The 14,085-nt window shown below is 69.3% G+C and carries 13 protein-coding genes; 6 read left to right on the plus strand and 7 right to left on the minus strand.

Features of this window, described 5'->3' with window-relative positions; all coding sequences use genetic code 11:
- Window positions 1-63: 63 nt before the first annotated feature.
- The 6 genes from ehuA to IU476_RS24625 all read right to left on the minus strand — a co-directional run bounded on the left by ehuA (window position 64) and on the right by IU476_RS24625 (window position 6,588).
- Window positions 64-828 carry an ectoine/hydroxyectoine ABC transporter ATP-binding protein EhuA gene (gene ehuA / locus IU476_RS24600; protein WP_195104012.1) on the minus strand — a complete coding sequence of 255 codons (765 nt, stop codon included), beginning with the start codon at window positions 826-828 and terminating at the stop codon, window positions 64-66.
- Between the two features lie 10 nt (window positions 829-838).
- On the minus strand, window positions 839-1,516 hold the full coding sequence (gene ehuD / locus IU476_RS24605) for an ectoine/hydroxyectoine ABC transporter permease subunit EhuD (RefSeq protein WP_195103836.1): 678 nt from the start codon (window positions 1,514-1,516) through the stop codon (window positions 839-841).
- Window positions 1,516-2,241 (minus strand): amino acid ABC transporter permease, encoded by a 726-nt coding sequence (locus tag IU476_RS24610; protein ID WP_195103837.1) that lies wholly within the window; start codon window positions 2,239-2,241, stop codon window positions 1,516-1,518. The genes ehuD and IU476_RS24610 overlap by 1 nt, the downstream gene beginning before the upstream one ends.
- A gap of 7 nt (window positions 2,242-2,248) precedes the next feature.
- The gene (gene ehuB / locus IU476_RS24615; protein ID WP_195103838.1) at window positions 2,249-3,133 is read right to left on the minus strand and encodes an ectoine/hydroxyectoine ABC transporter substrate-binding protein EhuB; all 885 of its coding nucleotides are present in this window, start codon (window positions 3,131-3,133) and stop codon (window positions 2,249-2,251) included.
- Between the two features lie 147 nt (window positions 3,134-3,280).
- Window positions 3,281-4,498, minus strand: coding sequence for an Rv3212 family protein (locus tag IU476_RS24620; RefSeq protein ID WP_195103839.1), 1,218 nt, complete (start codon window positions 4,496-4,498; stop codon window positions 3,281-3,283).
- A 311-nt stretch (window positions 4,499-4,809) separates the two neighbouring features.
- Window positions 4,810-6,588, minus strand: coding sequence for a DEAD/DEAH box helicase (locus tag IU476_RS24625; RefSeq protein WP_438944066.1), 1,779 nt, complete (start codon window positions 6,586-6,588; stop codon window positions 4,810-4,812).
- 447 nt (window positions 6,589-7,035) lie between these two features.
- Between IU476_RS24625 and IU476_RS24630 the strand changes: the two genes are divergently transcribed.
- The 3 genes from IU476_RS24630 to IU476_RS24640 all read left to right on the plus strand — a co-directional run bounded on the left by IU476_RS24630 (window position 7,036) and on the right by IU476_RS24640 (window position 9,154).
- On the plus strand, window positions 7,036-8,091 hold the full coding sequence (locus IU476_RS24630) for an alpha/beta fold hydrolase (protein WP_195103840.1): 1,056 nt from the start codon (window positions 7,036-7,038) through the stop codon (window positions 8,089-8,091).
- Between the two features lie 40 nt (window positions 8,092-8,131).
- Window positions 8,132-8,830, plus strand: coding sequence for a ferritin-like fold-containing protein (locus tag IU476_RS24635; RefSeq protein WP_195103841.1), 699 nt, complete (start codon window positions 8,132-8,134; stop codon window positions 8,828-8,830).
- A gap of 96 nt (window positions 8,831-8,926) precedes the next feature.
- A complete protein-coding gene (locus IU476_RS24640; RefSeq protein ID WP_195103842.1) occupies window positions 8,927-9,154 on the plus strand; it encodes a DUF3107 domain-containing protein in 228 nt (75 codons plus the stop codon).
- A 62-nt stretch (window positions 9,155-9,216) separates the two neighbouring features.
- On the opposite strand, the gene fasR is transcribed toward IU476_RS24640, so the two are convergent.
- A complete protein-coding gene (gene fasR / locus IU476_RS24645) occupies window positions 9,217-9,873 on the minus strand; it encodes an HTH-type transcriptional activator FasR (protein ID WP_195103844.1) in 657 nt (218 codons plus the stop codon).
- Between the two features lie 276 nt (window positions 9,874-10,149).
- Between fasR and IU476_RS24650 the strand changes: the two genes are divergently transcribed.
- The 3 genes from IU476_RS24650 (at window position 10,150) to IU476_RS24660 (ending at window position 13,793) form a co-directional block, all read left to right on the plus strand.
- On the plus strand, window positions 10,150-11,325 hold the full coding sequence (locus IU476_RS24650) for a DUF3152 domain-containing protein (RefSeq protein ID WP_438944061.1): 1,176 nt from the start codon (window positions 10,150-10,152) through the stop codon (window positions 11,323-11,325).
- A gap of 97 nt (window positions 11,326-11,422) precedes the next feature.
- Entirely contained in the window at window positions 11,423-12,607 is a 1,185-nt protein-coding gene (gene moeZ, locus IU476_RS24655; RefSeq protein ID WP_195103845.1) for an adenylyltransferase/sulfurtransferase MoeZ, read from the plus strand.
- Window positions 12,608-12,941: 334 nt separating this feature from the next.
- Complete coding sequence (locus IU476_RS24660) at window positions 12,942-13,793, plus strand: TIGR02569 family protein (RefSeq protein WP_195103846.1); 852 nt, start codon at window positions 12,942-12,944, stop codon at window positions 13,791-13,793.
- The last annotated feature ends 292 nt before the right edge of the window (window positions 13,794-14,085 follow it).

Below are 14,085 nucleotides of genomic sequence, written 5' to 3' on the forward strand. Positions count from 1 at the left end.
TGCCGGGATGACGGTGGAGCGTGCCGGGATGACGGTGGAGCGTACTGGGACGACGGGCGCGGCTCACGACCTGTCCAGGACCGCGCGGAGGAAATCTCGGGTGCGCTGGTTCTCCGGGGCGGTGAAGATGTGTTCCGGCTCGCCCTGCTCGATGACTCGGCCGTTGTCGAACATCATGACGCGGTGCGAGACGTCGCGGGCGAACTGCATTTCGTGGGTGACGCAGAGGAAGGTGATGTCGGTGGTGGCGGCGATGTCCTCGAGCAGGCGGAGGACGCCGGCGACGAGTTCGGGGTCCAGCGCGGAGGTGATCTCGTCGAGCAACAGGACCGACGGGTCCATCGCGAGCGCGCGGGCGATCGCCACCCGCTGCTGCTGACCGCCGGACAGCTGGGTGGGCCGCGCGGTCACCTTGTCCGACAGGCCGACCAGTTCCAGCAGCTCCCGGGCGCGCGCCTCGGCCTCGGCCTTCGGCTTGCCGAGGCTGCGCACCGGGCCCTCGGTGACGTTGCGCAGCACGTTCATATTGGGGAACAGGTTGAACTGCTGGAACACCATCCCGATCCGGCGGCGCGCGCGGCGCAGGTGCGCCTCGTCGGCGGGCACCAGCCGCTCGCCCCGGCGCATGTGGCTCAGGTACTCCCCGCCGACCTCGATGGTGCCGGAGGTGACCCGCTCGAGGGTCATCAGCAGCCGCAGGATGGTCGTCTTCCCGGACCCCGACGGACCGATCAGAGTGACGAATTCGCCTGGCGCGACGGTGAAGTCGAGCCCGTCGAGGACGGTGTTCGCGCCGTAGCGCTTCACCACGTCGGTGAACCGGATCAGGGGCGAGACCTCAGAGTGTTCCGACACGCTGTGCCAACTTTCGTACCAGGAGTGAGCACGGATAGCTCAGCGCGAAGAAGGTGAGGCCGACGGCCAGCCACGCCTCGGGACCCGCCCCGCCGATATCGGCCGCGTACTCGGTCTTGACCTGATAGACCATGTCCAGCACGACGATCGCCGAGAGCAGCGGCACCTCTTTGAACATGGCGATGGTGTAGTTGCCCAGCGCCGGCAGTACCCGCGGAATCGCTTGCGGCAGCACGACATCGGTCCACGTGCGGGTCCGGGGCAGGTTCAGCGCGCGAGCGGCCTCCCACTGCGCCTGCGGCACGGCCTCGATCCCGGCCCGGTACACCTCCGAGGTGTAGCAGGCATAGTGCACCCCGAGCGCCGTCACGCCGACCACCAAGCGCTGCACGTCGGTCGGCAGCCCGCTCAGCAGCTCCGGCCGCACCAGCCAGTACAGCACGAAGATCTGCACCAGCAGCGGTGTGCTGCGCACGAATTCGATGAAGGCCCAGAGGATCTGGTCGACCACCGGAATACGCAGCCGCCGCAGCACGGCGAACAGCAACCCCAGCGTATAGGCCACCAGCGACCCGAGCAGCGTGAACTCGACCGTCACCCGCAGGCCGTCCCAGATGTAGGGGAACGCCTCGAAGAACCTGTCCCAGCGCCACTTCTGCATCAGGCACCCACCGCCATCGACAACCGCCCGCGCCGCCGCACCGGTGCGCGCCCCACCCGGCGCGCGGCCAGCCGCTCCAGCACCCGCATGACCATCGTGATGATCACCGCGATCACCAGATAGACGACCAGCTCCATCGCGTAGATCAGCCCGAGTTCGTCGGCGAAGGCGGGCACGGCACGCAATTCGTCCGCCTTCTTGAAGATCTCGGGCACGGCGATGAAGCTCAGCAACGCCGTGGCCTTCAGCAACTGGATGAACAGATTGTTGAACGGCGGCAGCATCTCCACCACCGCCTGCGGCAGCACCACCCGCCACAGCCGTTGCGGGGCAGAGAGATTCAACGCGACAGCGCCCTCGATCTGCGCCCGCGGCACGGAATCGACGGCGCCCCGGACGATCTCCGCGCCGTACGCCCCGTGATTGAGCCCGAGCACGACGATGCCGACTAGCAACAGGCTCTGCGCGGTGGCGCCGATCCGCACCCCGAAGAAGATCGGCACGGCCACCGCGAAGAAGAACAGCTGCACCACTTCGGAACTGCCGCGAAACCCTTCCACGTAGACGCGCGCCACCGCCCGCATGAGCCGCCGCCGCGACAGCATCGCGAGACCGGCGGCGAACGACAGCACCACCGTCAGTGCGATGCCGCCGACCGTCGCCCAGAGCGTGAACGGCAGCCCCGCCGCGATGCGCTCGAGATAGGTGTCGAAATTGCCGGACACGGGAGCGTCACCGGCAGTACTGCTCGGTGGTCATCGTGGGCGCCGGCTCGTTGGCCTGCGTCAGCCCGTACTTCTCGACGATGCGCAGCCACTCGCCACTGGTGTGCAGCTTGCGCAGTTCGCGGTTGAAGTCGTCGCGGAACTGGTTGTCGCCCTTGCGGAAATTGAAGGTGCCGACCTCCGGCTTGTCGGAGGCCTGAATCGTCGGGGTGACCTCGAGCCCGGTGCCCGGGTTGTTCTTCACCAGCCATTTCGCCGTGACATCCAGCAGTGCGGCGCCGTAGACGTCGCCGTTGCGGACCGCGCGCAGGATGTCGTCCTGTTTGGCCATCGGCTCGATCAGCGCGCCGGGCACACCCGCCTGCTCGGCGAATCCGTTCTCCACCGCGCCGCCGAGGGTCGCGATCTTCGCGCCGGACGCGGTGATGTCGGTGAACTTCTCGATATGTTTCGGATTGCCCGCGGGCACCAGGAACGCGGACCCGACCTGGAAATCGGGATCGGCGAAATCCGAACTCTCGCAACGCTTCGGCTTGATGGACATGCCCGCGGCGACGAAGGCGTAATGGTTCGCCCGCACCCCGTCGATCAGGCCGTCGAAATCGGTGACCACGCCCTCTATCTCGTCGATCCCGAGGTTCTTCAGCACCGCGCGGGCGACGTCGGGCGCGTAGCCGGTGAGCGATCCGTCCTTGTCGAGATAGGCCCACGGCGCCTCGTTCGCGAAGCCCACCTTGATCTTCCCGGAGCTCTTCGCCTCGTCGTAGGTGACGGCGGCCGACCCGCCCCCGCCGGTGCCGCAACCCGCCAGCGCCACGGTGGCCACGGCCAGTGCGACGGCCGCGAGCCGCCGCCACCGATTGCGCCCGCGTTGTGTCCCGGTGTCGTTCATCGCAAAACTCCTCATCCGGGTGCCTGCGCCGAACCTCCGGCAAGGTCCGTGCGCGCCCCGCACAGGCGATCTTCGCTCGAGCGGGCGCACCTATGACGAACGTCACACAAAAGCAACGGTTTCGCAGTGATTCCGCAAAAAAGACGATCAGCCGAGTGCGTAGAGCGCGTCGCCGCGGCGCTCCAGGACCGTGCTGCCGATGACGGCCAGGGAGATGGGTTCGCCGTGATAATCGCTGCGCCGCACCGGAATTCGGCCGACCTGCGCGCCGCTCGCCGGATCCACCACGGCCAGGCCGTCGGCGACCGGCATGAGCAGCTGCCCCGCCATCAGCGCGGGCGTGCCCAGGGCGTCGGACGCGGTCCAGATCGGGTCGAAGGTGGTGGCGTTCAGCGCGATCACGCTGTTGCCGGTGAAGACCAGGTAGGCCGAGCCGACCCGGGTGGCGGCGAGGTCGCCGGTGAGCGGCGCGCTGAGCCGGTGCGCGGCGACCGGCGTGGCGGCCTGGTCGTAGATCGCGAATTCCGGTGCCTCGGTGGCGGTTCCGGGCAGGTACACCGCGATCCTGGTATCCGACACCGCGATCACCCGGGCCTGGTCCGAGACCGCGCCGGGTTCGGTGAGCACGTGCGAGCCGTACTCCTCGGGCACGCTGTTGTCCTTCGGCGCGGGATTCAGCACGGTCAGGCGATCGGCGGCCTCGTCGGGGCAGCGTTCCAGGACCGCCAGGCGGGTGGTGCTGGAACCGCCGGACAGCAGCGTGCAGTTCTTGCGCGGCTGGGTGCGGACGTTGACCGGCGCGTCCACGTAACCGTATTCGAGGGTGCGCACCAGGTCGGAGCGCCACATCTCCAGCCGGTCCGAGCCCAGCGCCAGCGTGTAGGTGCCGTCCACCGACAGTTTCACCCGCCGGTCCATGTAACTGCTGCGGGCGGTGCGGCGCGCGCCCGTGTCGGCGGACAGCAGGGCGGTCTGGCTGCACCCGCGCTGATCGAGGAAGGTGGCGACGACCGTGCCGAACTGGCTCTCCACCCCGCACAGCGGGAGATCGCGCTGATACTTCCAGACCTGTTCGCCCGTGCGGGGATCGCGGCCGGTGACCGTGCCGCCGTCGCCCGTGATCGCGAGTCCGCTCGACGCCAGCGCGCGACCGGTCGCCGCGTCCGGCTGGTGCCACAGCTCGCGCAGCGTCTGCGGCAGCGCGGTCGCCGTGGTGGGCACCGCGACCGCCTGGACGGCCGTCTGCGACACCGTGCTCCGGGCATCGCTGCGCACCCACACGACCACGGCCGCGATCGCCAGAACGACGACGATCGCGACGGCGGCTTGGATATCGGCGCGCGTCCGCCGCTCGGGTGCGAGCACGTCAGCGAGGGTAGCGGATCGAGCGTCCGGTTCTCACCACGGCATCGAGCGGCCGGGCTGATGCCCGCTTTCCGGTCCGGGACCCACCGCGCGCCCCGGTATCCGGGCGGCGGGACCCGTGATGGGTCCCGGAATCCGGGCGACGGGACCCGTGATGAGTTCCGGAATCCGCGCGACGGGACCCGTGGAGAGGCCCGGAATCCGCGCGACGGGACCCGCAGTGAGTCCCGAATCCGCGCGACGGGACCCGTGGTGAGTCCCGACATCCAGGCGGCGGGACCCGCAGTGGGTCCCGGCATCGGGCGGCGGGGTCAGGCCGAGGTGCGGACGGCCGTGTCCGAGTCGGCGGCCGAACCGTTGTGGGCCTCGTCGGAGCCGCTGGGGGACTCGCCTGCCGGCTTGCGGCGGCGACGACGGCGCCGCGCGGGCTTCTCGGGCGTGTCGGCGTCCGTGTCGGCCTGGTCGGACTCGCCGTCGCTCGCCGCGTCGGCCTGGTCGTTCGAAGCGTCCGCTGCGGCGTCTCCACCCTCGCCCGGCTTGCGGCGACGTCGGCGGCGACGGCGCGCGGGCTTGTCGGCGTCGTCGGCGTCGGAACCGCCCTGTACCGCAGTCGAATCCGCGGCGGCGTCATCGGAAGCTGTTGCCTCCGAGCCGTTCTCGCCCTCCGGGCGGTCGATCGGCCGGCCGCGCACGGTCCGCTTGCGATTGCGCTTGCGGGGGGCGCGCTGCTCGCGCTCCACGACCACGGCGTCCTCGTCCCGGGCGGGCTTGCGCCGCAGCGTGCCGCTCACACCCTCGGGGATGCCGAGGTCGGAGTACAGGTGCGGGGACCGCGAGTACGTCTCGACCGGCTCCGGGATACCCAGATCCAAGGCGGAATTGATGGACGCCCAGCGGTTCAGCTCGTCCCAGTCGACCAGCGTGACGGCGACACCGGTGCGCCCGGCGCGGCCGGTGCGGCCGATGCGGTGCACGTAGGTCTTCTCGTCCTCGGGGCACTGGTAGTTGACCACGTGCGTGACGTCGTCGATATCGATGCCGCGCGCGGCGACGTCGGTGGCGACCAGCACGTCGATCTTGCCCTTGCGGAACTTGTCCAGGGCCTTCTCGCGGGCGATCTGCCCGAGGTCGCCGTGCACGGCGCCGACCGCGAAACCGCGCTCGGCCAGATCGTCGGCGACCTTCTGCGCGGTGCGCTTGGTGCGGGTGAAGATCATGGTGGCGCCGCGGCTCTCGGCCTGCAGGATGCGCGCCACCAGCTCGCTCTTGTCCAGCGCGTGCGCGCGGTAGACGAACTGCGCGGTGCGGTCGTGCACCGCCGAATCGTGCGGCTCCTCGGCGCGAATGTGCGTCGGCTTGTGCAGGAAGGTGCGGGCCAGCGTGATGATCGGGCCCGGCATGGTCGCCGAGAACAGCATGGTCTGACGCTGCTCGGGCACCATGGTCAGGATTCGCTCGATATCGGGTAGGAAGCCCAGGTCGAGCATCTCGTCGGCCTCGTCCAGCACCAGCACCCCGACCTTGCCGAGGATCAGATGCTGCTGCTCGGCCAGATCCAGCAGCCGGCCGGGCGTGCCGACGACCACGTCGACACCCGAGCGCAGCGCGGCGATCTGCGCCTCGTAGGGACGGCCGCCGTAGATGGAGGCCACCCGCAGCGGGCCCTGGTGATTGGTCAGGTACTTGCTCGCGTTCTCCAGATCCGAGGTGACCTGGACGCACAATTCGCGCGTCGGCACGATGACCAGCGCGCGCGGCGTGCCGTCCAGCGCGGTGGTGCCGGAATCGGCGGTGGCGATGCGGTGCAGCAGCGGCACGCCGAATCCGAAGGTCTTGCCCATGCCGGTGCGGGCCTGCCCGATGAGATCCTCACCGGCGAGCGCCAGCGGCAGCGTGAGTTCCTGGATGGCGAAAGTGCGTTCGATGCCGATCTCGCCGAGTGCGCGGACGATTTCCGGGCGCACTCCCAATTCGGTGAAGGTGGGGGCGGTGTGAGTCGGGTCGAGTTCGGCCGTCAGCAGCGTCTCCGACAGCCCCGGCTCCTGTTCGACAGTGATCTTGCTCAGGTTCGTGCCTTTCCTCGTGTAAATCGCATCTCGCGCGCACGAGGCGTGAGGCGGACCCCGTCGGTCCGCGACGACCACGTATCCGGCAGTGTTCCCACCCGAGCCGCTGCGGGACACCGTGATGGCATCGACCTGGCGCGGCGCGGTGGTGGTGCGGATCTGGTGCGCGCACAATTTTCCGTGGACGACGGTCTTCCGGCCCGGTCGCGATCGGTGTCGCAAGTGGGGTGAATTTCCGTTGCCCACGCAGATTGTAGCGTGATAGTTTCTTGAACCCGATTTCCGGCTCCGGTCGATCCTCCGGAGGTATTAGCCGGACGCTTCGCCGTACCCTCCCGAGCTTGCGTGTGCGCCGCTGTCGCGCAATGCGTTTCGAGCGTCGCGGCGCAATTTCCCGGGCGCGTCGCGGCGGCGACACGGTGGCCGATCCCACATATGTGAGACGCGGTGTCACAGGATAGATTTGTGCCCGTGAGTCTGGCAGACACCGTGACCGACGCCGCCCGCAACGCGTGGGCACTGACCTTCGGCGACGGCATCGAGGAACCCGCGCCCACTCCCGCCACGGTGCTCTGGGACGAGCCGCACCGGCGGTTGCTGCGATTCGAGCGCTCCGCCGCCGACCCGATCGGCACCGACGACGCCGCGGTGTTGCTCGTCCCGCCGCTCGCCGCCCCGGCCAGTTGCTTCGATCTGCGGCCGGATCAGAGTGTCGCGCGATTCCTGCTCGAGTCGGGCCGGCACCCGTACGTGATCGACTACGGCGAGATCACCTTCGCCGACCGGCGCCTCGGCTTCGAGGACTGGATCGACGACATCCTGCCCGCCGCGATCGGCCGCGTCTCCACCGACCGCGACGGTGCGCCCGTGGATCTGGTCGGCTGGTCGCTGGGCGGCGTGCTCGCGCTGCTGACCGCCGCCGCGGACGCCGCGCTGCCGATCCGCTCGATCACCGCGATCGGCTCGCCGCTGGACTACGACAAGGTCACCGGCGTGCCACAGGTGCGGGCGCTGGCCCGGTTCACCCGCGGCATGGCCACCTCGAACCTGATCCGCGCCGCGGGCGGGGTGCCGGCGCCGCTGACCCGGCTCGCCTACCGGGCCACCTCGTGGGAGCGCGAACTGCGTCGGCCGCTGTTCATCGCCGCCAACCTGACCGACCGCGCGACGCTGGGCCGGATGGAGACGGTCGACCGCTTCCAGTCGCAGCTGCCCGGCTATCCGGGCCGGCTGTACAACCAGCTGTGGAGCCGGTTCATCCTGGCCAACGACATCGGCCGGGGCGTGGTGCGATTCGGCGAGCCGCTCGCGCTGGCCGATGTCACCGCGCCGGTGCTGCTGGTCGGCGGCCCCGACGACGTGATCACGCCGGCGGCGGCGGTCGAGCACGGCGTCACCACGCTGACCGGCGCGTCCGAGGTGCGCTACGAGACCGCGCCCGGCAGCCACCTCGGGATACTCACCGGACCGGCCGCCCGCGACACCACCTGGACCTACCTCGAAAAGTTTCTGCGGGATCGGGCGTGACGATCACGCGGCCGCCGCGGCCCCGACTAGGGTGGGGGACATGGGAGTAAACCCGTCTGCCGCGCTGGGTGTCTCGAACGAATCCGCCGCCCGCATTCCCGCCGACCACCCCGGTGTCCTGGACCTGTTCGCGGTGCTCGCCTACGGCGAGATCTCGGCGTTCTATCGGCTCGCCGAGGAGGCGAAGCTGTCCCCGTCGCTGCGCGGCCGGGTGGCCGTGGCGAAGATGGCGGCCGCGGAGATGGCCCACTTCGACACCTTGGAGAGCGCGCTGGCCGAGCGCGGCGTGGACGTGTTCGACGCGATGGCGCCGTACGTGCGCGCGCTGGACGCTTACCACGACTCGACCGACCCGTCGACGTGGCTGGAATCGATGGTCAAGTTCTACGTCGGCGACGGCATCGCCGCCGACTTCTACACCGTGCTGGCCGACGCGCTGGCGCCCGAGGTGGCCGGCGTCGTGCACGACGTGCTCGCCGAGACCAGCCACTCCGAATTCGTCGTCGAGGAGGTGCGCCGCGCGGTCACCGAGAGCCGCTCCGAGCGCGACCGGCTCACCCTGTGGGGTCGCCGCCTGCTCGGTGAGGCGATCACCCAGGCGCAGTACGTGATGGCCCAGCGCGACGAACTCACCGAGCTGGTCCTCATCGCCACCGGCGATCTCAACGGCATCGCCGCGCTGTTCGAGCGCATGCAGACCAGGCACGCCGAGCGCATGCGCGTGCTGGGCCTGGCCTAGCCGAGCGCGGCTCGTCGTTCGCCGACAGCGTTAACTTCGCCCCCTCGTCCTGCATTAGCCTGAGCAGGACAGCATCAGGACTCTAGGAGGTCGACCGTGGAGGTCAAGATCGGTATTTCGGACAGCCCGCGTGAGCTGGTGATCACCAGTTCGCAGACCCCGGAAGAGGTCGAGGCGCTGGTGTCCGGCGCGCTGGACGGTACCGGCGGCGTGCTGGCGCTGACCGACGAGAAGGGCCGCAAATACCTGATCCAGGCCGCCAAGGTCGCCTACGTGGAAATCGGCACGTCGACCAGCGGCCGCGTGGGTTTCGCGGCGGTGTAATTCCCCGACAGCGAAAACGCGGCGAAGCGGAATTCCGCTTCGCCGCGTTTTTCGTCGGTGACTCAGTGGTGCAGCGGCACCCGCGACAGTCCGCCCCAGCAGAGCGCGACCGTGGTGTCCACGGCCTCCTCCTTGGGGATCGGGCGGTCGGCCTCGAGCCAGTAGCGCGCGGTGATCTGGCTGGCGCCCACCAGGCCCACGGCCAGGATCCGGGCCCGGTACGGGTCCAGCCCGGAGTCGTGCGCGACCAGGTCGAACACCGCGTCCACGCACGCCTCGGTGGCCTGCTCCACCCGGCGCTGCACCTGCGGCTCGCTGGTCAGGTCCGACTCGAAGACCAGCCGGAAACCCTGGGTCTCGTGGTCCACGAAATCGAAGTAGGCCTGCACCGCGGCGCGCACGCGCTGGCGGTTGTCGGTCGTCGAGCGCAGCGCCTGGCGCACACTCGACACCAGCGCGTCGATATAGTTCTGCAGCACGGCCAGGTACAGCTCGAGTTTGCTCGAGAAGTGCTGGTACAGCACGGGTTTGGAGACTCCGGCGCACTGCGAGATCTCGTCCATACCGGAGGCGTGGTAGCCGCGTAGCACGAAGACCTCGCTGGCCGCGGCGAGCAGTTGGGCACGGCGCGCATCGCGGGGCAGGCGGGTTCCGCGCTTGCTCGGCATGGCCTCGGACGACAGTCTGCGCGACGTCATCCGGTCCACGAGGTCTGTCATTTCGGTTCTCCCAATCGATTCCCGGCGGAAAAATAGTTATGTGCACGGGTATCCCACGAACGATACCCGCACCTGGCTCACCTCGCTGATGCTCGGTGCACCATACGCGAAGTGCGGGCTACGGATGGCGCACTTCGTCGACGGCACCTCTATTGGCAACTTGCCAGTAAATGCTCTACGAGAGCAATCTCGCACAGCCGTGAGAAATATCGCAACCCTGGGCGGCCGGAGTTGGGTTGTGACGTGCGGTCGGAGCGGTTGTGAGACGCTGGTGAAGTGACCGACGAACGGGGCAGATCGACCGGCGCGCGGGATTCGGGCCGCCCCGGGTCCGCCCTCACCGCGCGCGGCGACGAACCGGCGACCGGCCGCGAGATCGAGCCGGAAAGCGGGATCTTCGACCGGCACGGCCGCTACACCAGCGCGAACAACCCCTACGGCGGCGGCTATCGCCCCGGCGACGACCACTTTCCGCACGCCTTTCCCGAGGACGGCACGGACCCCGCGCAGGAACCGCTGCGGGCCCGCTGGAACCCGACCGTGCCCGAGGAATTCAGCGGCCGGCCGCGGGCGGAACGCGAGGCGAAGAAGCGGGGCGTGCTCGGCCGCTTCGTCTCCACCTACGGCTGGCGGGCCTACGCGCTGCCGGTGCTGCTGGTGATCACGGTGCTGGTGGTGGTGGATGCTGTCAAGGGGGGTGGCGACGCGGTCGGTGCGGGCGGCCCCGGACTCGGGCGGCTCAGCCAGCACGACGACAAGGCCGGCATCATCGGCGCGCCGCCGAAGGGAGACGGCAAGTTCTCCGCCGAACTGTCCACCGGCGCGCTGCCCGACGGCGGCAGGTTCGCCGAAACAGGCACCGGCTCCTGGCATCTCGTGCGCGGCACCTCCGCACAGGTGGGCGCGGCGCAGGGACATCTGTTCAGTTACACGGTCGAGGTCGAGGACGGCGTGGACACCGCCGCGCTCGGCGGCGACGAGGCGGTGGCGCGGATGGTCGAGGCGACCCTCGCCAATCCCAAGAGCTGGACCCACGATCCCAAATTCGGCTTCCGCCGCATCGACTCGGGCGAGCCCGACTTCCGGATCTCGCTCACCTCGCGGCAGACCACGAAAACCGCGTGCGGCTTCGAGATCCCCCTCGATTCCTCGTGCTACAACGCCGACCTCGGCCGGGTGGTGCTCTCGGAGGTGCGCTGGGTGCGCGGGGCGTCGGCCTTCGAGGGCGATATCGGCTCGTATCGGCAGTACCAGATCAACCACGAGGTCGGGCACGCCATCGGCTATCACGAACACCAGCCGTGCGAGACCGACGGCGGGCTGGCGCCGGTGATGATGCAGCAGACCTTCGGCACCCGCAACAACGACATCGCCGCGCTCGATCCGCAGGGCGTGGTGCCGATGGACGGCAAGAAATGCCGGTTCAACCCCTGGCCGTACCCGCGCGGCTGAGGAGGCGGCCGGTACGGCACGATGGACGGGGAAGAACGGTCCGATTCGCGGTGTTGCACGGGTGTAATCGGCGAATTCGATTCGAGGAGTCCAGGACGTGTCATCACCACAATCCCTGCCGCCATTGGTCGAGCCGGCTGCGGAGCTGACCAAGGATGAGGTCGCCCGCTACAGCCGCCATCTGATCATTCCGGATCTGGGCGTGGATGGTCAGAAACGACTGAAGAATGCCAAGGTGCTCGTGATCGGCGCGGGCGGCCTCGGTTCGCCGGCGCTGCTGTATCTGGCCGCGGCCGGAGTGGGCACGCTGGGCATCGTGGAGTTCGACGAGGTCGACGCGTCGAATCTGCAGCGCCAGATCATTCACGGTGAATCCGATATCGGCCGCAGCAAGGCCGACAGCGCGCGCGATTCGATTCTCGAGATCAATTCGGGAATCGACGTGCGGCTGCACAAGATTCGGCTGGAGCCGGAGAACGCGGTGGAGCTGTTCGCCGAATACGACCTGATCGTCGACGGCACCGACAACTTCGCGACCCGGTATCTGGTCAACGACGCCGCGGTGCTGGCGGGCAAGCCCTACGTCTGGGGTTCGATCTACCGCTTCGAGGGCCAGGTGTCGGTGTTCTGGGAGGACGCCCCCGACGGCCGCGGCATCAACTACCGCGACCTGTACCCGGAGGCCCCGCCGCCGGGCATGGTGCCCTCCTGCGCCGAGGGCGGCGTACTGGGCGTGCTGTGCGCCTCGATCGGCTCGATCATGGTGACCGAGGCGATCAAACTGATCACCGGCATCGGCGAGACCCTGCTCGGCCGGCTGATGGTCTACGACGCACTGGACATGAACTACCGGACGATCAAGCTGCGCCGCGATCCCGAACGGCAGCCGATCACCGAGCTGATCGACTACGACGCGTTCTGCGGCGTGGTGTCGGAGGAGGGGCAGGCCGCCGCGGCCGGCTCGACCGTCACCGCGCGCGAACTCAAGGAGATGCTCGACGCGGGCAAGGACGTCGCGATCGTGGACGTCCGGGAGCCGGTGGAGTGGGACATCGTGCGCATCGAGGGCGCGACGCTGGTGCCCAAGGACCGCATCCTGTCCGGCGAGGCGCTGGCCGAACTGCCGCAGAACCGCCCGATCGTGCTGCACTGCAAGACCGGCATCCGCTCGGCCGAGGCGCTGGCGGCGCTGAAGAACGCCGGTTTCTCCGACGCCACCCACCTGCAGGGCGGAATCATCGCCTGGGCCAACCAGATCGACCCCAGCCTGCCCGTGTACTGACCCGAACTCGCGCGTCTCGTCGGATCGCGGGCAGGGGAATGATCTCCGTGCCCGCTTCCCGCGCCTGAGAACCGGCCGGTACGAAAGGTCGTTATCGCGTATATTTTGCCCTGCGTACCAACGGAATTCGGATGTGGACGGCAACTCGCCGGGTGCGGCCGAGCGGTAACCGGGCAATTGCGCAGGACCTGTCACGACGTCCCGCGGCACCTGCCCGTGCGGCCTGACACGCGAAGAGGCGGGTTGGCAACGCGGAGAGGCGGGTTAGCTCGTGCTGATCGCTACCTCGGCGCGGCTTCCTGGGTGGACAACGGTCCGGGAGTACGGTACGGCCGTGACTTCTGTGGAACCTCCCGAGCATGTTCGGGCCACGTTCGGTCTTCGCGAGGTGACGCCGGTCGCGCTCGGCGACTGGGACGGCGGATGGCGCTGCGGTGACGTGGTGCTGTCCCCGGTGGCCGACCACGCCCGCGCCGCCTGGTCGGCGAAGGTGCGGGAGACGCTGCAGGTCGACGGCCTGCGACTGGCCCGGCCGGTGCGCGGCACCGACGGGCGCTACGTCGTCTCGGGCTGGCGCGCGGACACGTTCCTGGAAGGCACACCCGAACCGCGGCACGACGAAGTGGTGTCGGTGTCGCTGCGACTACATCAGGCCACGGCGACACTGGAGCGCCCGCGGTTCCTGATTCAGCAGCCGATCGCGCCCTGGGTGGACGTCGACGTGTTCGTCGCCGCGGACCGGGCCGCGTGGGAGCCGGTGCCGCTGCGCAGCCTCAAGGTGGGCGGGATGCTGCCCGCCACCTCGCCCGACGGGCGGCGGAGCCTGGAGTTGCTCACCCAGCTCGCCACCCTGCGCAAGCCCGTGCACACCCCGGCCCAGCTCGTGCACGGCGACCTGTTCGGCACCGTGCTGTTCGCGGGGACTCTCACGCCGGGCCTCACCGATCTCACGCCATACTGGCGACCGGCGCCGTGGGCGGCGGGCGTGATCGTGGTCGACGCGCTGTCCTGGGGCGGTGCCGACGATGGGCTGATCCAACGCTGGTCGGATCTACCCGAATGGCCGCAGATGGTGTTGCGGGCGGTCATGTTTCGGCTCGCGGTCCACGCGCTGCACCCGCGTTCCACGCCGGAGGCGTTCCCGGGACTCGCGCGCACGGCCGATATGACGCGCATGCTGCTCTGAGCGAGTCGGCACGAGCGGAAATCCTTGGGACGCAGCCGTAATGGCCCTTGGGGCACAGCCCGGCAGCGGCCTTGTGCGCAGAGCCGTGACGTCTCTGGCGCACAGCCCGGTAGTGGCCTTCTGCGCAGAGTCGTTACGTCTGACGCACAGCTCGGTAGTGGCCCTTCAGCGCATTTCTGGCGCACAGCGCCGTGAGGCTGAGCATGCGGGGGAGACAAGCGGGTGGGCACGGACGCCGACGGCAGGGGGGACGACGGCGACCGTGCCCGGGGGGATCCGGCTTGGTCAGGGC

The sequence above is a fragment of the Nocardia blacklockiae genome (assembly GCF_015477355.1).
Taxonomy (GTDB): Bacteria; Actinomycetota; Actinomycetes; order Mycobacteriales; family Mycobacteriaceae; genus Nocardia; species Nocardia blacklockiae.